The sequence below is a fragment of the Micromonospora inositola genome (assembly GCF_900090285.1).
In the GTDB taxonomy this organism is placed as follows: domain Bacteria; phylum Actinomycetota; class Actinomycetes; order Mycobacteriales; family Micromonosporaceae; genus Micromonospora; species Micromonospora inositola.
This window is the reverse complement of the sequence record NZ_LT607754.1, coordinates 5,595,847-5,616,570: the sequence shown is the minus strand read 5'-3', so window position 1 is coordinate 5,616,570 and position 20,724 is coordinate 5,595,847. Positions and strand designations below refer to the sequence as shown.

At 73.4% G+C, this 20,724-nt stretch carries 20 protein-coding genes and 2 pseudogenes; 11 read left to right on the top strand and 11 right to left on the bottom strand.

Translation table 11 applies throughout. The features are described from left to right. The first annotated feature begins 69 nt into the window (after positions 1-69). The 5 genes from GA0070613_RS26820 (at position 70) to GA0070613_RS26795 (ending at position 3,596) form a co-directional block, all read left to right on the top strand. Entirely contained in the window at positions 70-678 is a 609-nt protein-coding gene (locus GA0070613_RS26820; RefSeq protein WP_089014816.1) for a winged helix-turn-helix domain-containing protein, read from the top strand. 50 nt (positions 679-728) lie between these two features. Next, positions 729-1,358 carry a nucleoside/nucleotide kinase family protein gene (locus GA0070613_RS26815; protein ID WP_089014815.1) on the top strand — a complete coding sequence of 210 codons (630 nt, stop codon included), beginning with the start codon at positions 729-731 and terminating at the stop codon, positions 1,356-1,358. A 198-nt stretch (positions 1,359-1,556) separates the two neighbouring features. Then, positions 1,557-1,955: a TraR/DksA family transcriptional regulator gene (locus GA0070613_RS26810; protein WP_089014814.1), complete on the top strand. Its 399-nt coding sequence runs from the start codon at positions 1,557-1,559 to the stop codon at positions 1,953-1,955. 48 nt (positions 1,956-2,003) lie between these two features. Further along, entirely contained in the window at positions 2,004-2,876 is an 873-nt protein-coding gene (locus GA0070613_RS26805) for a DUF72 domain-containing protein (RefSeq protein WP_089014813.1), read from the top strand. A gap of 291 nt (positions 2,877-3,167) precedes the next feature. Beyond that, positions 3,168-3,596 carry a DUF2267 domain-containing protein gene (locus tag GA0070613_RS26795; RefSeq protein ID WP_089014811.1) on the top strand — a complete coding sequence of 143 codons (429 nt, stop codon included), beginning with the start codon at positions 3,168-3,170 and terminating at the stop codon, positions 3,594-3,596. On the opposite strand, the gene GA0070613_RS26790 is transcribed toward GA0070613_RS26795, so the two are convergent. From GA0070613_RS26790 to GA0070613_RS26775, 4 genes are all read right to left on the bottom strand, one after another. Continuing rightward, complete coding sequence (locus GA0070613_RS26790) at positions 3,553-4,389, bottom strand: DUF72 domain-containing protein (RefSeq protein ID WP_089014810.1); 837 nt, start codon at positions 4,387-4,389, stop codon at positions 3,553-3,555. The genes GA0070613_RS26795 and GA0070613_RS26790 overlap by 44 nt on opposite strands. Before the next feature lie 46 nt (positions 4,390-4,435). Continuing rightward, the gene (locus GA0070613_RS26785; protein ID WP_231929500.1) at positions 4,436-5,488 is read right to left on the bottom strand and encodes a mechanosensitive ion channel family protein; all 1,053 of its coding nucleotides are present in this window, start codon (positions 5,486-5,488) and stop codon (positions 4,436-4,438) included. 147 nt (positions 5,489-5,635) lie between these two features. After that, a complete protein-coding gene (locus tag GA0070613_RS26780) occupies positions 5,636-6,745 on the bottom strand; it encodes a low temperature requirement protein A (RefSeq protein ID WP_231929498.1) in 1,110 nt (369 codons plus the stop codon). 242 nt (positions 6,746-6,987) lie between these two features. Next, a complete protein-coding gene (locus GA0070613_RS26775; protein ID WP_089014808.1) occupies positions 6,988-7,737 on the bottom strand; it encodes a PIG-L deacetylase family protein in 750 nt (249 codons plus the stop codon). A 228-nt stretch (positions 7,738-7,965) separates the two neighbouring features. Between GA0070613_RS26775 and GA0070613_RS26770 the strand changes: the two genes are divergently transcribed. Beyond that, entirely contained in the window at positions 7,966-8,256 is a 291-nt protein-coding gene (locus tag GA0070613_RS26770; RefSeq protein ID WP_089014807.1) for a hypothetical protein, read from the top strand. Positions 8,257-8,265: 9 nt separating this feature from the next. Further along, positions 8,266-9,537, top strand: coding sequence for a cupin domain-containing protein (locus GA0070613_RS26765; RefSeq protein ID WP_089014806.1), 1,272 nt, complete (start codon positions 8,266-8,268; stop codon positions 9,535-9,537). A 129-nt stretch (positions 9,538-9,666) separates the two neighbouring features. On the opposite strand, the gene GA0070613_RS26760 is transcribed toward GA0070613_RS26765, so the two are convergent. Further along, the gene (locus tag GA0070613_RS26760; protein WP_089014805.1) at positions 9,667-10,335 is read right to left on the bottom strand and encodes a hypothetical protein; all 669 of its coding nucleotides are present in this window, start codon (positions 10,333-10,335) and stop codon (positions 9,667-9,669) included. Between the two features lie 151 nt (positions 10,336-10,486). On the opposite strand from GA0070613_RS26760, the pseudogene GA0070613_RS33785 reads away from it, so the two are divergent. Further along, positions 10,487-11,701: pseudogene (locus GA0070613_RS33785) on the top strand (RNA-guided endonuclease InsQ/TnpB family protein). A 13-nt stretch (positions 11,702-11,714) separates the two neighbouring features. Here the strand turns inward: GA0070613_RS33785 and GA0070613_RS26750 are convergent. The 4 genes and pseudogenes from GA0070613_RS26750 to GA0070613_RS26735 form a co-directional block, all read right to left on the bottom strand. Then, entirely contained in the window at positions 11,715-14,387 is a 2,673-nt protein-coding gene (locus GA0070613_RS26750) for an FtsK/SpoIIIE domain-containing protein (protein WP_089014804.1), read from the bottom strand. Between the two features lie 16 nt (positions 14,388-14,403). Beyond that, positions 14,404-15,261: pseudogene (locus GA0070613_RS26745) on the bottom strand (hypothetical protein); the annotation flags it as partial. 8 nt (positions 15,262-15,269) lie between these two features. After that, positions 15,270-15,530: a hypothetical protein gene (locus GA0070613_RS26740; protein WP_089014802.1), complete on the bottom strand. Its 261-nt coding sequence runs from the start codon at positions 15,528-15,530 to the stop codon at positions 15,270-15,272. A 219-nt stretch (positions 15,531-15,749) separates the two neighbouring features. Continuing rightward, entirely contained in the window at positions 15,750-16,142 is a 393-nt protein-coding gene (locus tag GA0070613_RS26735; RefSeq protein ID WP_089014801.1) for a hypothetical protein, read from the bottom strand. A 120-nt stretch (positions 16,143-16,262) separates the two neighbouring features. Here GA0070613_RS26735 and GA0070613_RS26730 point away from each other — a divergent pair, with 120 nt between their 5' ends. From GA0070613_RS26730 to GA0070613_RS26725, 3 genes are read left to right on the top strand one after another with little or no spacing between them, the layout of a single operon-like run. Further along, on the top strand, positions 16,263-18,812 hold the full coding sequence (locus tag GA0070613_RS26730) for an ATP-dependent Clp protease ATP-binding subunit (protein ID WP_089014800.1): 2,550 nt from the start codon (positions 16,263-16,265) through the stop codon (positions 18,810-18,812). Positions 18,813-18,826: 14 nt separating this feature from the next. Continuing rightward, entirely contained in the window at positions 18,827-18,994 is a 168-nt protein-coding gene (locus GA0070613_RS32840; RefSeq protein WP_172875907.1) for a hypothetical protein, read from the top strand. Beyond that, positions 18,994-19,344, top strand: coding sequence for a DUF3140 domain-containing protein (locus tag GA0070613_RS26725; RefSeq protein WP_089014799.1), 351 nt, complete (start codon positions 18,994-18,996; stop codon positions 19,342-19,344). The genes GA0070613_RS32840 and GA0070613_RS26725 overlap by 1 nt, the downstream gene beginning before the upstream one ends. Positions 19,345-19,398: 54 nt before the next feature. Here GA0070613_RS26725 and GA0070613_RS26720 read toward each other — a convergent pair whose 3' ends face one another. Further along, on the bottom strand, positions 19,399-19,635 hold the full coding sequence (locus GA0070613_RS26720) for a hypothetical protein (RefSeq protein ID WP_089014798.1): 237 nt from the start codon (positions 19,633-19,635) through the stop codon (positions 19,399-19,401). 19 nt (positions 19,636-19,654) lie between these two features. Continuing rightward, positions 19,655-20,650 (bottom strand): LysR family transcriptional regulator, encoded by a 996-nt coding sequence (locus tag GA0070613_RS26715; protein ID WP_089014797.1) that lies wholly within the window; start codon positions 20,648-20,650, stop codon positions 19,655-19,657. Between the last annotated feature and the right edge of the window lie 74 nt (positions 20,651-20,724).

The window sequence follows — 20,724 nt, the reverse complement described above, 5'->3', positions numbered from 1 at the left end:
GCGCCGGGAAGCATCGATGAAGCGGCGTCCCGGGCCGTGGGGAGATACCCGGACCAGCCAAGGAGGACCATGTCGGTCAGCCCCGCCTCGTCGCGCGCCGGATGGCATACGTCCCAACCCGCGGTTCCCGGTCGTCCCCCCGGCGGCCAGCGTCGCCCCGCGAACACAGCCGCACCCGTGCTCACGGTGACCCTGTCCATCCCGCTCGCCTGCGAGGAGTCCCTGACCCCACCCGCGCGCCGGCTGCTGGAGGCCGCCCGGGAGATGCTGGAACGGGGTGACGCGGTCATCTCCAGCGGCGCCGGCGCGGTGGAGCGCCGCCCAGACCCGGTGCCGGCCGGCCGGTCCCCGTCCCGCCCCCTCGCGCCGACCATCCCGACCCTGCATATTCTGGCCGCCTCCCGCTCGGTGCTGCGCGACGGCGAGCCGCTGCCGCTGACCCGACTGGAGTTCGACCTGCTGCTGCACCTGGTCGCCCATCCGCGCCGGGTCTTCACCCGGCTGCAACTGCTCAACGCGGTCTGGGGCTACGAGCACGCCGGCGTCCGCACGGTGGACGTGCATGTCCGGCGGCTACGCGGCAAGGTCGGCGTGGACGTCCCCCTGGTCACCACCGTCTACGGCGTCGGCTACCGGCTCGCCGACGACGCCCGCGTCACCATCGACCGCACCAGCTGACCCGGCCGGGTCCTTGGCCGCCCACCGGGCCGGCCCGGCACCATGGTCGGATGCGCGTCCGTCCGATCACGTCCGAACGACTCGTCGCCGAGCTGGCCGATCGGCTCGCCGGCACCGCAGTGTCGGGCCGGCTGCGGGTGGCCGTCGACGGTCCACCGGCCGCCGGTCCCGACGCGCTGGCCGCGGCCCTGGTCGACCCGCTGCGCGCCGCCGGGCGTCCGGTGCTGCACGTGCTCGCCGCCGGCTTCCTCCGTCCCGCCTCGGTACGGCTGGAACAGGGCCGGACCAACCCCGACGCCTACTACGAGGGCTGGGTCGACGAGACCGGGCTGCGCCGGGAGGTGCTCGACCCGGCCGGCGCGGACGGGTCCGGCCGGCTGCTCCCGTCGCTCTGGGACGCCGCCACCGACCGGGCCAGCCGGGCCGGGTACGTCGAGCTGCCGCCCGGTGGCGTGGTGCTGGTCAGTGGGGCGCTGCTGCTCGGCGGCGGGCTGCCCTTCGACGTCACCGTGCACCTGGCGCTCTCCCCGGCCGCGCTGGCCCGGCGTACCGACCCGGAGCTGCGCTGGACGCTGCCCGCCTTCGCCCGGTACGCCGACGAGGTCGCCCCGGCCTCCTTCGCCGACGTGGTGGTCCGGGTCGACGACCCCCGCCACCCGGCCGTGGTCGAGCCCGGCTGAGTGAACCCGCGGGCCGGCGGCGGCGAACCGGACAGGCAGCACGTCGAGGGGCGAAAGATCGTCGGTTTGATCCTTTCCAGGTGTGGGTAATCGCCCGGCTCACAGAGCACGGGTGATCTCACCCGGGCCACCGACGGACAGGTCCGGGGCGTCCCACCGCCCCGGATCGATGTGAGGCCCCACGAAAGGCAGGCAGCGATGCTCGTCCACGACACGGTAGCCACGGGCCGGTCCCAGGCGGAGATCGACCAGATCCGGCAGTCCCTGCGGTCGCGCTACGACGAGCTGACCGCGGAGTACGACCAGGCCGTGCTGCAGAGCCAGGTGCTGCGCCTGGTGGAGGTCGGCGACACCGCCGGCGACGACCAGGCCGACAGCGGCACCAAGACCGCCGAGCGCGACACCGCGCAGTCCCTGCTGCGCACCATCCTGGACCGCCGCGCGCAGTTCGAGCACGCGCTGACCCGGCTCGACGAGGGCACCTACGGGTTCTGCGAGGGCTGTTCCGCGCCGATCCCGGTGGAGCGGCTGGAGATCTTCCCGTCCGCCACCTCCTGTGTGGCCTGCAAGCAGACCCGGGAGCGGCGGGCGGCCTGAGCGCCGCGTCGAGTTGCCGATCGGTCCGACGCGCGGTGGACTCCACCCATGGGTGAGACAAAGGTGGGCACCGCCTCGTGGACCGACCGGACCCTGCTCGACTCCGGCTGGTATCCGCAGACCGCGGACACCCCGGAGAAGCGGCTGGCCTACTACGCCCGACAGTTCCCGCTGGTCGAGGTGGACGCCACCTACTACGCACCGCCCGCCGAGCGGACGGCGCAGCTGTGGGTGGCCCGCACCCCGCCCGGGTTCACCTTCAACGTCAAGGCGTTCAGCCTGCTGACCGGGCATCCGACCCGGGTAGGCGCGCTCTACAAGGACCTGCGCCCGGAGACGGACAAGAAGAACGTCTACCCGGACGACCTGCCGCCGCAGGCGTACGAGGAGGTCTGGACCCGCTTCCTGTCCGCCCTGGACCCGCTGGTCGAGGCGGGCCGGCTCGGCGCGCTGCTGTTCCAGTTCCCGCCCTGGTTCACCATCAAGCGGGACAACAAGCAGTACCTGCTCGAGGTGGCGAAGCGGTGCGACCCACTGCGCCCGGTCTTCGAGTTCCGGCACGCGTCCTGGTTCGACGGGGCCAACCGGGACGAGACGCTGGGCTTCCTGCGCCAGCACCACCTGGCGTACGTCTGCGTCGACATGCCGCAGGGGCACCGGTCGTCCGTGCCCCCGGTGCTGGCGGCGACGGCGGACCTCGCGGTGGTCCGCTTCCACGGGCACAGCGACAGGTGGACCAGCAAGGACATCCACGAGAAGTTCGGTTACGAGTACTCCGAGCGGGAGCTGCGGGACTGGGCGCCGAAGCTGCGTGAGCTGGCCGGTGAGGCCGAGCAGACGCACGTGCTGATGAACAACTGCTACCGCGACTACGCCCAGCGCAACGGCCAGCAGTTGCAGGCGCTGCTCGGCGCGGACTGATTCACCCAGGTCGGGTGAGGCCCGCTCACCCCCTCGGCCCGCAGCATAGACGGTGTGTGCGGTCCGTCGACCGACGCGACCGCGAGGCCGACAGGAGGTGGGCCATGACGGTGCGGGTCGTATCGGATCGACGCCGCGGCGGGGTACTGCACGTGGTCGGCACATCCGACCCACCCGGGCGTGGTGAGCGGCCAGGTCGGTTCAGCCCGATCCGGCTGTGGCGGGGGCCCAGCGGGCCGCCGCGACGCACCGACGACCGACGGTGGGAAACCGACGTACGGGGGTGGGCAGATGGCTGAGCAGCTGATTTCCGCAGTCGAGTCCTCGATGGACAAGACGAACCTGATGCTCAAGGACATCGAGCAGGCGTACGGCTGGGGGAAGGACCACCGCAACCAGTCCTACGCGGCGCTGCGCACGGTGCTGCACCTGTTGCGGGACCGGCTGCCCGTGCAGGAGAGCGTCGAGTTCGCCCAGCAGCTGCCGATCCTGGTCCGGGGCATCTACTTCGACGGCTGGGACCCGCAGAACGTGCCGGTGAAGTTGAACCGGGACGACTTTCTCTACGAGGTCCGCCAGGGCTTCCCGTACGACGTGGAGGGCGGCACGGAACGGGTGGTGCAGGTGGTGCTGGACACCCTGCGCCAGCACGTGACCCAGGGCGAGTGGCAGGACGTCAAGTCCCAGATGCCGCAGGACCTGGGCCGGATGATTCCCTGACCGGCGTCGTGCCGGCCCGCTCCACCGCACCGGTGGGGCGGGCCGTCGGCGTCCGGGTGACCGGCAGCCCGGCCCCCCGGGTCAGGTCGGCGAAGGCGATCGCGTCGACGATCGCCGCGCCGCCGGGGTCGTTGTTGAAGTAGACGTACGCCGGCTCGCCGTCGCCGAACGTGTCGCCCAGCCGGCGTACCCAGGCGGCCAGCGCGGCGCGGCCGTAGCGCGGCCACGGGCGGGCGCGCCCCTCGTGCAGCCGCAGGTAGCCGAAGTCGGTGGTGCGCCACAGCGGAGTCACCGGCCGGCTCAGCCGGTCGGCCCAGACCAGCGCGGCCCGGCGCCGTTCGAGGACCCGCCGGGTGTCGTCGCTCCACCACGAGGGGTGCCGCGGCTCCACCGCCACCCGCACGTCGGCGGGGAAGAGTCGCAGGGTCGCGTCGAGCGCGTCGGGATCGGCGCGCAGGTTCGGCGGGAGCTGCACGAGCACGGGTCCGAGCCGGTCGCCCAGCCCGCCGGCCCGGTCCAGGAACCGGGACACCGGCTCGGCCGGCTCACGCAGCCGCTTGATGTGGGTCAGGTAGCGGCTCATCTTCACCGCGGCACAGAAGTCGTCGGGGGTGCGGGCCCGCCAGGCGACGAAGGTGTCCCGTTCGGGCAGCCGGTAGAAGGCGTTGTTCACCTCGACGGTGGCGAACCGTTCGGCGAAGTGCTCCAGCCAGAGGCGCTGCGGCAGCTTCGCCGGATAGAAGCGCTCCCGCCAGTCCCGGTACTGCCAGCCGGAGGTGCCGACCAGGATCATCGTGATCGCCCTTGGAGGTTCGTCGGGGGTGCCGCTGTCGGGAGGTTCAGGGCTTGTATTCGCTGCGGGTGCGGGGGAGCCACTGCGGGTGCTCATCCCGAAGGTAGCGGATGAGGCCCTCGCGGAGGTCGCAGCGGAGGTCCCAGGCGCTCGGGCCGTCGGCGGCGGAGGCCTGGATCTGGATGACCACGCTCTGTGCGGTTGCGTCGACCATCTGCAGTACCCACTGGTCCCGGTCCCAGAGTGGCGACGCCTCGACCAGCCGCCGGGCCTCGGTGCGCAGGTCGTCCAGGTCGGCCGTGTGGTCCACGTGAAGTTTGATCTGGCCGACCACCCGGCTTTCGTTCCGGGTCCAGTTCTGGAACGGGCGTTCGGTGAAGTAGGTCGTGGGCAGGATGAGCACCCGGTCGTCCCAGAGTCGGATGACGACGTTGGTCAGCTTCAACTCCTCGACGCGGCCCCACTCACCCTCGATCACCAGGACGTCGCCGACGTGCAGTGAGTCGGCGAAGGCCACCTGGATTCCCGCGAAGGCGTTGCCCAGGGCGGTCCGCGCGGAGAGCCCGATCACCGCGCCGACCACTCCGGCCGATCCCAGCACCGACAGACCGAACAGGCGTACCGGCCGGAAGGTGACCATGATCAGGCCGATCGCCAGGATGGTGACGACGGTCGCGGTGAGACGCCGTACCGGCCGGATCTGGGTGCGGGCGCGCCGGATGCGGCGGTTCGAGACCGTCGCCTCCGGCAGCCGGCTGAAGATGATGCTTTCGGTGACGTACAGGGCCTTGACTATCAGCCACGCGGTACCGCCGACCAGCAGCAGCTGGACCCCGTGGCGGACTGCTCGAATCCACCAGTCCGGCCCTGTCGGCATCGCGAAGTACAGCGCTGCGAGCAGCAGCACCATGATCGCGGGACGTCGGCAGGCCTTATACAACGGCGTCAGGCACCACTGGTAGCGGCCGCGGGCGATTCGCCGGACGAGTACGCCGGTGAACCGATCCAGCAGGAGCGCCGCTCCCAGCGAGGCCAGCACGATCGCCACCGAGACCATCAGGCGCCGACCGAAGCAGCCGTAGTGCTCATGCTCCTCCAACTCCTCGGGCAGGTTGTCCTGTCCGAGCCTGTCACGGGAGTTGCGACCGTGCGGTGTGCATCTGGAAACGACCAGGCCACGCGAAGGCCCGCGGCGATCGGGCACGCGTCGGCAGGCTGGGTCACCGCCCCGACAGCGGGGGTGGACCTAGTGACCGGTCGCCGCGCCCATCCCGCGTCGGGTGGCGATGACGGTGGTGGCGACGAGGGCGGCGAGGAGCAGAGCGGCCAGGCGGGACGGCGCGGGTGTGAGCGGGGTGAGCAGCACGAGCGCCGCGGTGGCCCAGTACGGCACGGTCATCTTCAGCTGCTCGTATGGGCGGATGTGCAGCGTCCAGACGGCGATCAGGTAGATGGCGACCGGCGCGGCCACCGCGTACCCGGCGGCGACGCGCCCGAGGTGTGCCGCGCCGGTCTGGTAGTCGACGTCGACGGCCAGACCCGCGCCGAGCGCGGCCGCCGACGCGAAGATCAGGTACTGGCCGTATCCCCACAGCAGCGCCACGCGCGGCGAGGTTGCCAGGTGTTCGACCGGACGGTCGAAATACAGCCACCACATGGCGAAGACGATCACCACACCGGCACCGGCGATCGACAGCAGGGTGCTCGCCTTGGTCCCCCTGTCGAAGGCCGTCTGCACGGCGAGGCTGGCGGCGAGTACCGACTCGCCGAGCACGATGATGGTGAACAGGCCGTACCGCTCGGTTATGTGGCGCGGGTGCCAGATGATCGGAGCGGGGCGCCGGGCCCAGAACGGCAGCAGCAGTTCGGCGACGGCGACCGCCAGGAAGCCGGGCAACAGCCAGGGCCATCCGTCGGGCAGTGCCAGCCGGGCGATCCAGGCCGCCTGCAGCACGATGATGCCCACGGCATAGCGCAAGGCGGTGGCTCGCCGCTCAAGGTCGCTGTGGGCGACGCGCAACCACTGCCCGACCATCGCCAGGCGCATGATCACGTACCCGTACGTGATGACGGAGAAGTCGCCGTGGTCGAAGGCGCGGGGCACCCCACCGGCGATCACCAGCGCCCCGGCGATCTGGACGAGGGTGGTGAGCCGGTAGACGTCGTCCTCGGGGTCGTACGCGGAGGCGAACGTGGTGAAGTTCATCCACGCCCACCAGATCGCGAAGAACACCGCCGGGTAGAGGCCGATCCCGTGGCCGATGTCGGCCTCGCCCAGGTCGTGGTGCAGCCGGTCGGCGGCCTGCCGCACCGCGGCCATGAAGCACAGGTCGAAGAGCAGCTCGAGTGGAGTCACCCTCCGATACGGCTCGTCGCTGGGGCGGGCGACCATCGGCCGGTACCAGGTGCGCGACGGGGCTCGTGGATGACTCGCCGGCTGGGACATGGCAGCACCTCGGACGGCTCGCGTGCGGAACGTTCCCTGGGGCCGATCCTTCCGAAGCGCACCTGTCCCACGCGGACTCTCGCCGAAGTCGGCAGGTCGGCTCCACCGCCATGCCTGCAAGGCGCCGTGACCCGGAGGCGCGACTCGACCGCTCAGAAGAGGTCGAAGTGGAAGACCTCGAAGGCGGCGCCGTAGCGGACCCCGAGACGGGTGCCGGCGGGCCGGCTGATCCCCTCCAGGAACTCCTCCGGGTCGAGGCCGCCGTTCCCGAGCCCGCGCAGGTACTCCTCGTGCGCCCGCAGCGACGCCACGCCCCGTTCGAAGGTCGCCGTGACGTCCACCCCGTGCCGGGACTGCGGGGAGGCAGCCGCCCAGACCTGCCGTACCCGGTTCCACGGCTCGACGCCGTCAACCAGTTGCTCCCGGAAGATCCACCGGTTGCCGGCGTCGCGGACCGCGTCCAGCACCGCGCGGCCGATGGCGATGTGGTCGGCCTGGTTGAGCGCGTACGCCCCGTCCCAGGTGTCCCGGAAGTTGTTGGTGATGACGACGTCGGGGCGGTGCCGGCGGACCACCGCGGCGATCTCGCGGCGCAGCGCGACGCCGTACTCCAGCAGGCCGTCGGGGAGGCCGAGGAACTCCACGGTGGGCACCCCGACCAGGGCGGCCGACTCGCGCTGTTCCCGCTCGCGAATCGCCCGGGTCCGTTCCGGCGGGATCCCGTCGATGCCCGCCTCGCCGCTGCTGACCAGGCAGTAGATGATCTCCTTGCCCTGCCCGGTCCAGCGCGCGACGGCCGCCGCCGCGCCGAACTCCAGGTCGTCGGGGTGCGCCACCACCGCCAGGCCGCGCTGCCAGTCCTCGGACAGCGGCTCCAGCGGCTCGACCTCCGGTTGCGCCATGCGACCCTCCTGCCGGCCAATTCCCGGTACATCCTGACACCGCACAGCGGTCTGCGCCCGCAGGCGTGGGCTGCCGCAACGGATGGCCCAGGTTCGGGGCCGGCGAACCGTCCGTGTCGCCGGGTTCCGACGTCTACCGTGTGGTTAGAGAAGATCGCACGTGGGGTACCACCCGCTCCACGACGAAACCCCGACGTACGGCGGGGCGGCACACCCGAGGGAGCACCCATGGCACTCAACGACGACGACATGCAGACGACCGGCGGCGGCGGCCCCGAAGGCCCGGCCGACGGTGGCGCGACCCCGGGCCAGCAGGACGGTGGCGCCGACGGCGGCGCAGACCGTGGCGCTGAGCGTGGCGCCGACCGAGGGGCCGACCGTGGCGCCGAGGGTCCGGCCGACGGCGGCGCGACCCCGGGCCAGCAGGACGGTGGCGCGGACGGTGGCGCCGAGGGTCCGGCCGACGGCGGCGCGACCCCGGGCCAGCGCGACGGCGGCGCCGACGGCAGCGCCAGCTGACGGATCGTCGTGACGCACCTCGACCCGCCGGGCGGCCGTGGCCGCCCGGCGGTCCCGTCTTCCGCCACCGACGCCCTCGCCCGGTGCATCTCGGTGGAACCGGCGAAGTTCGCCGCCGCCCACTGGGGCACCGCGCCGCTGCTCTCCCGCGCCGCCGAGCTGCCCAACCCGCGCGGCTTCACCGACCTGCTCAGCCCCGCCGACGCCGACGAGCTGCTCAGCCGGCGGGGTCTGCGTACCCCGTTCCTGCGGGTGGCCAAGGACGGCCAGCTCGTGCCCGCGGCGCGCTGGACCGGCGGCGGCGGCGCGGGCGCCGAGATCGCAGACCAGGTCCTCGACGAGAAGGTCCTGGAGCTGTACGCCGCCGGCGCGACCCTGGTGCTCCAGGGCCTGCACCGGATCTGGCCCGCGCTGGTCGACTTCGCCCGGGACCTGGGCACCGCGCTACGGCAGCCGCTGCAGGTCAACGCCTATCTGACCCCGGCGGGCAGCCAGGGCTTCGCCACCCACTACGACACCCACGACGTCTTCGTGCTCCAGGTGGACGGCCGCAAGCACTGGCGGATCCACCCGCCGGTGCTGCCCGACCCGCTGGAGCAGCAGCCCTGGGGCGGGCGGGCCGACGAGGTCGCCGCCACCGCCGAGGGGACCGCCGCGCTGGACGTGGTGCTGGAACCGGGCGACGCGCTCTATCTGCCACGCGGCTGGCTGCACAGCGCCCAGGCGCAGGAGTCCAGCTCGCTGCACCTGACTGTCGGCATCCGGGCGCTGACGCGGTACGCCGTGGTCGAGGAGCTGCTCGCGCTCGCCGCCGAGGACGCCCGGCTGCGCGCCGGGCTGCCCTTCGGCACCGACGTCGCCGACCCGGACGCGATCGAGCCGGAGCTGACCGAGACGGTCGAGGCGCTGCGCGACTGGCTGCTGCGGGCCGACCCGACCGCGGTCGCCGCCCGGCTGCGCGACCGGGCCTGGCCGGCGGCCCGACCGGCGCCGATCCGCCCCCTCGCGCAGGCCGCGGCCCTGGCCACGCTGGACGCCGACAGTCGGGTGGCGCCCCGCGCCGGCCTGCGCTGGCACCTCACCCCGACCGGGGACGGGAAGGTGGCGCTGCGCCTGTTCGACCGCACCATCACCCTGCCCGGCACCTGCGAGCCGGCCCTGCGCGCCGTCCTCGCCGGCGAGGTCAGCCGGGTCGGCGACCTCCCGGGCCTCGATGACGACGCCGACCGCATCGTCCTCGCCCGTCGCCTCCTCAAGGAAGCCGTCCTCACCCCCGCCTGACCACCTTCACCTCGCGGCAGCACGCACCGGGCCTCGTTGATCATGAAGTTGTTGTCACCCGCCTGGCGTGTCACGGCAATAACTTCATGATCAACCGCAGGCGGGTGCCGCGAGGTGGGGGAGGGACGGTCAGCGGGGGGCGAGGGCGAGCAGGAGGACCGTCGTCACCAGGCCGGCGGTCAGCACCACGGTGATCGGGCGGGGGCCCAGGACGGCGTGCCGGCGGTCGGCCAGCAGCCGGGCCGGCGCCAACCCCACCAGCGGCCCGAGCAGCGTCACCACCAGCCCCAGCACCGGCATCCCGACCGCCAGGTCACCGCCGGATCCGGCGCCGACCGCCCGTGCCCCCACCCCCAGAACGTACGCGACGACGGCTCCGCCGACCCCGCAGAGCACCAGCAGCGGGTTGAGCGAGCCCGGCAGCTCACCCGGCTGACGGGTGCGGTCCAGCAGCTCCCGGACCCCGTGCAGCAGCGGCACCGGGTCACCGGACGCGTCCCGGGCCGGACCGGGCGGATCACCCAGCCGCCGCGCGCTCGCCCCCAGCCGGGTCCGCAGCTCCTGCCACAGGTGCGCGGCCTCGGCGTCGACCCGCTCCACCCGCTCCCGCGCCTCGGCCGCCTCCGCCTCGGCGCGGCGTACCTGCGCGGTGGCCTCGGCGACCGCCCGGTCGGCCGCGGCGCACTGCTGCGCGTACCAGGTGTGCGCCTCCTCGCGCTGGGCGGCGACCCGGGAGGTCAGCTCGGCGAGCCGACGGATCTGGGCGGCGTACGTCTCACTGGCGACCGGTTCGTTCATCGGAACTCCTTTGAGAAACCCCGCATCAGCGCCGGAAGCAGTCGCACGCCTGAGGAGCAGGGCAGGGATGGCCGGTCGCCGGCACTGTGGACCCGAGCCCCCTCCCGACAACCCGCAGGTTGTCACAGGTTGATGCGATAGTTCGAAAGCCATGAAGACCACGCGCGTGAAGCGAGCATTCAAGTACCGCTTCTATCCCACGGACGCGCAGGCGGCTGAGCTGTCGCGCACGTTCGGATGCGTGCGGAAGGTCTACAACCTTGCGTTGGCGGCGCGTACCGAGGCGTGGACACTCCGGCAGGAACGCGTCTCCTACAACGCCACGTCGGCGATGCTGACCGCGTGGAAGAAGACAGAGGAACTGGCCTACCTCAACGACGTTTCCTCGGTCCCACTCCAGCAGGCCCTGCGTCATCTTCAGACGGCCTTCGCCAGCTTCTTCGCCAAACGCGCGAAGTACCCGCGTTTCAAGTCGCGGAAGAGGTGCCGGAAGTCGGCGGAGTACAGGACCAGCGCTTTCCGCGTCCGGGACGGCAGGCTGACGTTGGCGAAGATGGCGGAGCCGCTGCACATCGTGTGGTCCCGCCCTCTCCCCGAGGGTGCGAAGCCATCGACGGTGACGGTGTCTCAAGACCCGGCTGGGCGTTGGTTCGTGTCCTTGCTGTGCGAGGACCCGACCGTTCAGCCGCTGCCCCCGACCACCGCGGCGATCGGGATAGACGCCGGGCTTGACAACCTGCTGACCTTGTCGACCGGGGAGAAGATCACCAACCCTCGGCATGAGCGGCGCGACCGTGCCCGGCTCGCCCGCGCCCATCGGGAGTAGTCGCGGAAGGCCAAGGGCTCGGCGAACCGCGACAAGGCGCGCCGCAAGGTCGCCAAGGTTCACGCTCGCATCGCAGACCGGCGACGCGACCACCTGCACAAGATCACCACTCGGCTCGTTCGTGAAAACCAAACGATCGTCATCGAGGACCTGACCGTTCGGAACCTGCTGAAAAACCACAGACTCGCCCGCGCCATCAGCGACGCGGCGTGGCGCGAGTTCCGCAGCATGCTGGAGTACAAGGCCCAGTGGTACGGCCGGAAGTTGATTGCGGTCGACCGTTGGTTCCCCTCCTCCAAACTGTGCTCGACATGCAGAGCCGTACGGGACACCATGCCGCTGCACGTCCGCACATGGACGTGCGACTGCGGCATCAATCACGACCGTGACGTGAACGCGGCGCGGAACATTCTGGCCGCCGGGCTGGCGGTGTCTGCCTGTGGAGCTGGTGTAAGCCCTCAACGGGAGCCCTCCCGGACGAGGCGGTCAGTGACGAAGCAGGAAACTCGACGGGCGACCGTGGGAATCCCGGTCCTATAGGGCCGGGAGGATGTCAACGGGACGGACCATAAGGGATGATCACCTGTCCGGTGCGGTGCGCCGCCCGGTCGAAGTACAGGCCCCGCCACGGCCGGGGGTACCAGTCCGGCCCGCCGGTGCCCGGGTAGAGCGCGGAGCCCAGCTCCGCGCCCTGCACGTCGAGCGCCACCCACGCGCCGATCTGGTCGGTGCGGGCGGCCGGCCCGCCCAGGTCGACCCGCATCCGCGCCACCCCGCGCCACCAGGCCAGCACGTGGGTACGCCGTTCCGGCCCGTCGTGCAGGATCCGGCGCAGCTGCTCCAGCCCGGTCCGCCGCCCGGCCCGCCCGGCGAGCTGACCGGCCGCCGCGTCGACCGCGTAGAGCAGCAGGTAGTGCGGGGTGTTCCGGGTGCCCGGGGCGCCGAGCGAGTCGCCCACCTCGGCCATCAGTTCGGGGATTGTCTCCTCGTCGTACCAGGCGGCGTCGTCGGCCAGGTCCTCGTACAGGGCGCGGGCGGCCGGGTCGGCGTCCTGGTCGAGGCAGGCGATGGAGAACCGCGCGGTGCCGGGGCGGTGCTGGCGGGCCAGGGACCGGGCGGCGGCGTCCAGCACCGCGCACGCCTCGTCGACCCGGGTGCCGAGCACCGCCAGGTTCCGGCCGGGGGCCCGGGGCAGTCGCAGCGCCGCCGATCGGGCCTGCACGTCGATGATCTCCCCGAGCAGGGCCACCGGGCTGCGCGGCGCCCCCTCGTCCGGCACCGTCAGCGCCCGGAAATCCGGCGCGTCCGCGAGCCTCGGGATCGCGTCGCCGTCGAAGAGCCGGGCCGGGGCGGCGTCGGCCGGGCGCATCCGCCACAGCCGGTGCTGCAACTCGCTCCAGCTCTCCCAGTCGCTGGCCGAGGGGATCCGGGCCACCTCGTTCCCCTCGGCCAGCCCGGACTCGGCGTTGACCACGGCGTGGTGCCGGGGCAGCGACTGGGCGGCGTCGTTGCGTTCGGCCAGGATGCGCAGCGCCTTGGGCAGCGCGATGCGCAGGGTGAACTGGGCGACCAGGGCGGGCCGCCCCCACAGCGCCTCGATGCCGCGGACGTCCTGCGAGGCGAGCACCAGGTGGATGCCCTGCGACCGGCCCCGCCGGGCCAGGTCCTCCAGCAGGTCGGCGGCCTCCCGGGCCACCACGTCCCGCCCGGCCAGCAGCGCCTGGAACTCGTCGACCACCGCGACGATCCGCGGCCAGTGCCCGGTCGGGTCGACCGCCCGTAGCTCGGCCAGCTTGGTGACCTCGTGCTTCTTGGCCGCGTCCGCCCGGCGGCGCAGTTCCTCGGCGAGGAAGCGCAGCAGCGCCAGCCCGAACTCCCGGTCGGTGTTGACGTTGATCCCGACCAGCCGCATGTGTGGCAGCCAGCTCGGGTCCCGCCGGCCCTGGGCGAACCGGGCGAAGGACACCCCCTCCTTGAAGTCCAGCAGGTAGAACTCCAGCTCGGCGGGGGAGTAGCGGGCCGCCAGCGCGCCGATCCAGGCGAAGATCAGGTTGGTCTTGCCGGTGCCCGAGGGACCGCCGATCAGGGCGTGCGGCGGGTAGTCGCCGAGGGTGAGCAGCACCGGGCGGCCGTGCGGGCCGTCGCCGATCGGTGCGGTCAGCCCGTGCGCCGAGTCCTCCTGCCACATCCGCTCCGGCGGCGGGAGCAGGTCGGCGAAAGGCGCCGGCGGCGGGCCGGCGTTGACCCGGGACGCCACCTCCCGGCAGGTCTCGGTGACCAGGATGGCCGGCGGCGGGTCGTCGAGGGTGACCGGCAGGCCGCCGATCCGGGCGCCGTCCGGCTCCACCACGACCCGGGAGACGGTCGGGTCTTCGGGCAGCTCGATGCCGCGGACCACCAGGTGCACCCCGCACGCGGCGCCGGTGCGGACCACCCGGTCCAGCTGGCCGCGCTCGTGCCGGGACAGCTCGTCGCCGCCGAGCAGCACCGCCACCCGCCACGGTTCCGGACGCCGGCCGGTCGCCGCGGCCAGCTCGCGCAGTGAGCTGTACTCACCGGCCAGCACCGTCTCGTTGATCCGGCGGATCTGCTCCACCAGGTCGTCCAGCAGTCGACCGAGCCCGCCCGGGCCGACGAAGGTGAGCAGCCCGGCGGTGCCCAGCGGGGCGAACCCGGCCAGGCCGCCGCCGAGGTGCTCCGGGTCGTACCCGAAGAGGCGGACCGCGCCCGGGTCGGCGCGGCCGACCGAGCGCAGCAGCAGGGCCGGCACCACCGCGGCGATGCCCGCCCGGTCGCTGCCGGCCAGGTGCACGTGGCCGGCGTCCAGCAGCGGCACCAGCGCCGGCACCGGCTCGGCGTCGGGGATCCGGACCGTGCCGATCCGCACCGCGCCGGGCGTCTCCGCCCGGCCGGCGGGCGTGGCCTGCCAACGCGCCCACGGCGCCGAGGCCGCGCCGGGGGCCTCGCGCTGCGCGGCCGCCGCGGCCCGGCGGGCCAGCTCCGCGATCCGCGCGGTGTGCCGGGCGTCGATCTCGGCCAGCCGGCGGTCGCGGGCCGCGCCGACCCGTTCCGGTACGGCCGCCGCGGCGCGCCGCACCCGGGCCAGCCGCTCGGTGCCGGCGGCCAGGTCGGCGTCGGCGGCGGCCAGCCGGTTGCGGGTCGCGCCGAGCGCCTCGGAGAGCATCCCCCGGACCCGGGTCGCCAGTTGACCGCGGATGTCAGCCATCGGCGCCCCGGGACGGCTGCCGCTCGTCGGCGTCCGTCGGCAGGTCCCGGCCGAGCCGGGCGAGCAGCACCCCGGTGACCACTCCGGCGGTGACCGCGGGGTCGGCGGCGTGCGGCTGGTCCTGGTCGCCGGAGCGGCGCGGCGGGGGCATCCGGCACACCCGGGTGAGCAGGGTGTCCAGCACCGGCGGCGGCAGCCCGGGCAGCAGGTCCCGGACCCGGCCGTCCAACTCCCGGCGCAGCCGGCCCAGGTCGTCGGCCCGGGGCGGGTGGCCGAGCAGCTCGCCGGCCAGGTCGCGCAGCAGCGGCGGGGCGACCGCGGCCAGGCCGAGGCCGGCGTCCGTGTGCGCCCGGCGCAGCTCGCTGTGCAGCCGGTCCCGGTCACCGGCGCGGACCCCGGTGACCACCCGGCGCAGCAGTTCGCGGGCGTCGCCGACCCGCTCGTCCGGCTCGTCCGGCGGTCCGTCCCGGCCACCGGTCAGCTCCGCCACGCGCACCGACCACCAGCGCCGCATCGTCGGGTCGGCGCCCTGCTCCGGCGCGGCCCGCGGCGCCGGCACGTCCCGAGGCGGGTCGTGCTTCGGCCGGCGGTCCTCCGGGCTTGGCGCGGGCGAGCCGTCCGCGGCCAGCCCGATCGCGGCCAGATAGCCGGCCAGCTGCTCCTGGGCGACCCGCAACGCGTACCCGGCGGTCTCGGCGTGCTCGGTGGCGGCGGACAGCTCCGGCACGCCCATCGGGTTCGCCGACTCCTGCCGGACCCAGCGCAGCCGCTCGGTGGCCTGCCCCAACTTCTCCAGCGCCAGCGCCAGCGGGGCGAGCGGCAGCTCCTCGACAGCGGCGCGAACCTGCGCGCCGACGTCCTCGATGATGGACACGGCCGGCTCTACAGGGTCGACACGTAGAGCTGCGCCTGCTCGACCGCCACCAGTGTCGCGGCGAGACACTCCTCCAGCTCCTGGCTGGCCTGGGTCAGCGAGGCCTGCGCGGCCTCGACCGTGGCGTGCCCGCTGCCCTCCAGCGCGCCGGCCAGGGTCTGCTGCGCCTCGGCCAGCTTCTCGCCGGCCGCGTGCACGGCTGTCTGCCCGTCACCTATCTGCTGGAGGGCGACATCGATGGCTGCCTTCAGCTCGGCGACGCTCGCCACGGGGACCTCCTGGGGGCGGGGAGATCTCCATTACAACCCATCCCGCCGGGTGAGCGAAAATCCACCCTCGCGGTGTTCCTGCCCGGCTGTCCGATTCGGCGTCTGACGTGGGGAAAGGCCCCGCCGGCCAGGCCCGTCGCGGTCCCGTCGGTGGACGGACGGGTCCGGTCCACGGGTCGCCCGCGTCCCGGTGCCCGTGGCGGAGCGGGGGTGCGCCGGTCAGCCGTCGGCCGGGTCCGGGCGGAGCCAGCGGGGGCCGTGCACCTCGGCTCCGAGCGCTCCCACCCGCGCGCGCAGCTCACGGTCGGCCGTCACCACCACGCGACGGCGGCCCGGCGCGGCCGCGACCAGCTCGACGATGGTGTCGTCGCCCGAACCGGGAGCGGAGACCACCCGGACCCCCGGGACGCCCGGGACGTCTCGGGCCGCCCCCTCCACCACCAGCACCACCTCCACCGGCGGCGGCAGCTCCGGCGGAACACCCCGCTCGGCCAGCGGCACCAGGGCGTCGCGCAGCCGGGCCGCCGCGCCGGCCCGGTCCCGCCACCAGCCGTTCGGCCGGGAACCGACCACGTTGGCGCCGTCGACGATGAGCAGCGGAGTGGTCTCCATGTCCCCAGCCTGCCACCCGGGGGAGTTTGTCGCGCCGACCGCCGGGTAGCCACCGCCGACCGTGCCGCGCCCACGGGTTGCCTTCGGCGACCGTGCCGCGCCCGACTCCGGAGGACAGAGATGATGGGACCCGGCGGCGACTTCGGCTCCGACCCGTGGGACGAGTTCCTGGCCCGCTACTTCGGGCGGAGCGAGGGGGGACGCCGGCCGGCGCACCGGGTCGACATCACCCGGCTGATGACCGCCGACGCGCGGGAGATGCTGGCCGACGCGGCCCGCCGGGCGGCCCAGAAGCACAGTAACGACCTCGACACCGACCACCTGCTTTGGGCGGCGCTGCAACGCGAGCCCCTGCGCGACCTGGTACGCCGCGCCGGCGCCGACCCGGACGCCCTGGTCAACGCCCTCGGCGGCCGCGGTGAGGGCGCCCCCCGCGGGGAGGTGCCACCGAACCTGTCGCTCACCCCGGCGGCCAAGCGGGCGCTGCTCGACGCCCACCAGCTCTCCCGGGCGATGGGCGCCAACTACATCGGCCCCGAGCACATCCTGATGGCGCTGCCGCTCAACCCGGAGTCGCCGGCCGGCCGGATGCTCGCCGCCGGCCGGATCCAACCGGAGTCGCTGCAGGCGGCCAGCGCGGAACGCGGCCAGGGCCCCAAGCCGGACCGCGGCACCCCCACCCTCGACCAGTACGGCCAGGACCTCACCGACCTGGCCCGCAACGACCAGATCGACCCGGTGATCGGGCGGGCCGACGAGATCGAGCAGGCGGTGGAGATCCTCTCCCGCCGGACCAAGAACAACCCGGTGCTGATCGGCGAGGCCGGCGTGGGCAAGACCGCCATCGTGGAGGGGCTGGCCGAGCGGATCTGCGACGGCGACGTGCCGCAGACCCTGATCGGCAAGCGGGTGGTGCAGCTCGACCTCGCCGGCCTGGTCGCCGGCACCCGCTACCGGGGCGACTTCGAGGAACGGTTGAAGAAGGTGATCGACGAGATCCGGGCGCACCGGGAGGAGCTGATCATCTTCCTGGATGAGATCCACACCCTGGTCGGTGCGGGCGGCGCCGGCAGTGAGGGCGGCATGGACGCGTCCAACATGCTCAAGCCGGCCCTGGCCCGCGGCGAGCTGCGGGTGATCGGCGCGACCACGCTGGACGAGTACCGCAAGAGCATCGAGAAGGACGCCGCGCTGGCCCGTCGGTTCCAGCCGGTCTTCGTCCCCGAGCCCACCGTCGAGGACACCGTCGCCATCCTGCGCGGCCTGCGCGACCGGTACGAGGCGCACCACCAGGTCCGCTTCACCGATGAGGCCCTGGTCGCCGCGGCCGAGCTCTCCGACCGGTTCATCACCGACCGGTTCCTGCCGGACAAGGCGATCGACCTGATCGACCAGGCCGGCGCCCGGGTCCGGCTGCGCACCCGCACCCCCGCCGCGGACGTGCGGGACCTGGAACAGCAGCTCGACGAGGTCCGCCGGGACAAGGAGCAGGCCGTCGCCGGCGAGCAGTACGAGCGCGCGTCCCAGCTCCGCGACCGGCTCGCCGAGCTGGAGGACCAGGTCCGCCGCGCCCGGGGCGACGAGGGCCCCAACCAGGTGCCCTCGGTCGGGCCGAATGAGATCGCCGAGGTGGTCTCCCGGGCCACCGGCATCCCGGTCAACCAGCTCACCGAGGAGGAGCGGGACCGGCTGCTGCGGCTGGAGGGCTACCTGCACGAGAAGGTGGTCGGCCAGAACGACGCGGTCAGCGCCGTCGCGGAGGCGGTCCGCCGGTCCCGGACCGGGCTGGCCGACCCGGACCGGCCGATGGGCAGCTTCCTCTTCCTCGGCCCCACCGGTGTCGGCAAGACCGAGCTGGCCCGGGCCCTGGCCGAGGCGCTCTTCGGCGAGGCGGACCGGATGGTCCGGGTGGACATGAGCGAGTTCCAGGAACGGCACACGGTCAGCCGGCTGGTCGGCGCCCCACCCGGGTACGTCGGCTACGAGGAGGCCGGCCAGCTCACCGAGGCCGTCCGCCGCCGCCCGTACGCGGTGGTGCTGCTGGACGAGATCGAGAAGGCCCACCCGGACGTCTTCAACATCCTGTTGCAGGTGCTCGACGACGGGCGGTTGACCGACAGTCAGGGCCGGACGGTGAACTTCAAGAACACGGTGCTGATCATGACGAGCAACCTCGGCTCGGAGCTGATCACCGGTACCCAGCGCACCGTCGGCTTCGGCGCCGGCGCGCCGGGCGGTGAGCAGGAGGCCAGCGAACTGCGGGAACGGCTCATGCGCCGGCTGCAGGAGAACTTCCGCCCGGAGTTCCTCAACCGGATCGACGAGGTGATCATCTTCCAGCGGCTGGAGGCCGAGCAGCTGCGCCAGATCACCGAGCTGATGCTGGAGGAGACCCGCCGCCGGCTGCATGCCCAGGACATCCAGGTGGACTTCACCACCGCCGGGATCGACTGGCTCGCCGAGCACGGCTACCAGCCAGAGTTCGGCGCCCGCCCGCTGCGCCGGGTGATCCAGCGGGAGGTCGACAACCGGCTCTCCCGAAAGCTGCTGGAGAACGAGATCTCGCCCGGCCAGAAGGTCATCGTCGACGCCCGGGACGGGCAGCTCGCCTTCGAGGTGACCGCCGGCGACCGCGACTACACGGCGGCGACGACGTCCCACCCGCGATGAACCGGAGGGCGGAGATGACCGAACCGGAGGAGTCCGAGGAGGACACCGAGCGCACTGAACCGATCGTGGCGCCCCCCACGGCCAACCCGTCCCGGGTGAAGGTGCCGCCGGAGGGCCTGAAGCAGCGGACCGACGAGGGCGAGCCGGCGCAGTCCGGGCCGCCGCCGGGAAAGGAGGCGTGATGGTACGCGAGAAGCGGCTGGAGCCCGAGGTCGAGGTGATCTGGGACGACTTCCATGCCGAGGTGAACGTCCCCTCCGAGCAGCTGCGGCAGTGGCTGCTGACGCGGGGGTCGGGGGAGGAGTCGTTCGGCCCCAACCCGGACCTGGACCTGCCGGAGCCGGGCCGGCAGATCCTGCACGTGCTGAGCAAGCGCAAGGTGGACCTCACTCCGGAGGACATCGAGGTGATGCGGGACGCCATCGATCAGATCCGGTCCCTCGCGGACGCGAAGCCGCCGCGGGGCAACGCCGACGACGATTGGCGGCACTCCCTGCTCGACCTCGGCCACGACGTCCTGGTGGAACGCTGATCCACGCTGGAACGGCACCCGGGACGACGCCCGGGTGCCGCTCCGCGTGCGCGGTTACTCCGATTCCATGCTGGGCAGTTGCAGGCCGGTGGCGTCGGCGGCAGCCTGCCGGTCGAGGCGGGCCCGTTCCTCGCGGGCGAGCAGGTTGGCGTACTCGGTGATGTCGGCCGGGTCCGGCACCTCGGGCAGCCGGCGCAGGAAGGTCTCGACGTCCCGGGAGGCGGCGCTGTGTGCGGCGGCCGCCTGGCGCAGCAGCTCCCGCTGGTCGGCCGCGGGGTACAGATCGGTCATGCTGCCCTGATACCCGCCGTCAGGCGGTTCGCACCCCGCCGGGCGCCCCTGCCGCCGACGGGTGGGCGCCGAAGTCGGGGTGGCGCAGCAGCCAGGCCAGATAGTCGGGGTGCGGCGCCAGCGAATCCGTGTACGCGGCCACCGCCGTCTCCAGCACCGTCTCGGCGGCCCGGGCGGCCGGCGCGTCCGGGTGCCAGCCCAGCAGCAGCCGCCAGCGCAGCGGCGTCCCGGCCAGCCGGCGGGTGACCAGCCCGGTGACCGGGCGGAAGGTGGCCTGGCAGAGCGCCACCGCCTCGCCGGCCTCGACCAGGTCCATGCAGCCGCGGACGTCCGTCTCGTACACCTTCCGTGGGGTGAAGCCGGCGCGGGCGCAGGCGGCGGCGAAACAGTCGCCGAAGCAGCCGTCGCCGGGCGCCGCCACCCACTGCTCCCGCCGCAGGTCCCCCAGCCGCACCTCCTCCCGGTCGGCCATCGGGTGGGTCTGCGGCAGCAGCACGAGGACCGGGTCGACGGCGACCTCCCCCCAGCTCAGCCCGAACTCCGCCGACGGGGTCGCGGCGCCGCAGACCCCGGTGAGCGCGAAGTCCAGCCGCCCACCGGCCACGAGCTGGGCCAGTTCGTCCACCGACCAGGAGGCGTACGTGGTGATCTGCAGCTGGGGCTGCTCGGCGGCGAGCCGGTGCACCAGCCGGCCGAGGATCGGGCTGTTCACCCCGCCGAACCGGTACCGGCCCAGCGGGTCGCCCGCCCCGGCCAGCCGCGCCGCCTCGTCCTGCAGGCCCTTCACCGCCGGCAGCAGCACCCGGGCCCGGGCCAGCACCAGCTCGCCCAGCGCGGTGGGGCGGGCACCCCGGCGGTCCCGCTCGAACAGCGGGCCGCCCAGGATCCGCTCGATGCGCTGGAGCTGGGCGGTCAGGGCCGGCTGGGCCAGGCCGAGCGAGGAGGCCGCCTTGGTCACGCTCCCCGTCTCCGCGATCGCGCAGACCACCCGCAGGTGTCGCAGCTCCAGATTCATACGGTGACCGTAGGGCCACGCAACGATGGATGGAAGGGCCGAACGGCATCGGCCTCGCCCGATGCGTACGGGGG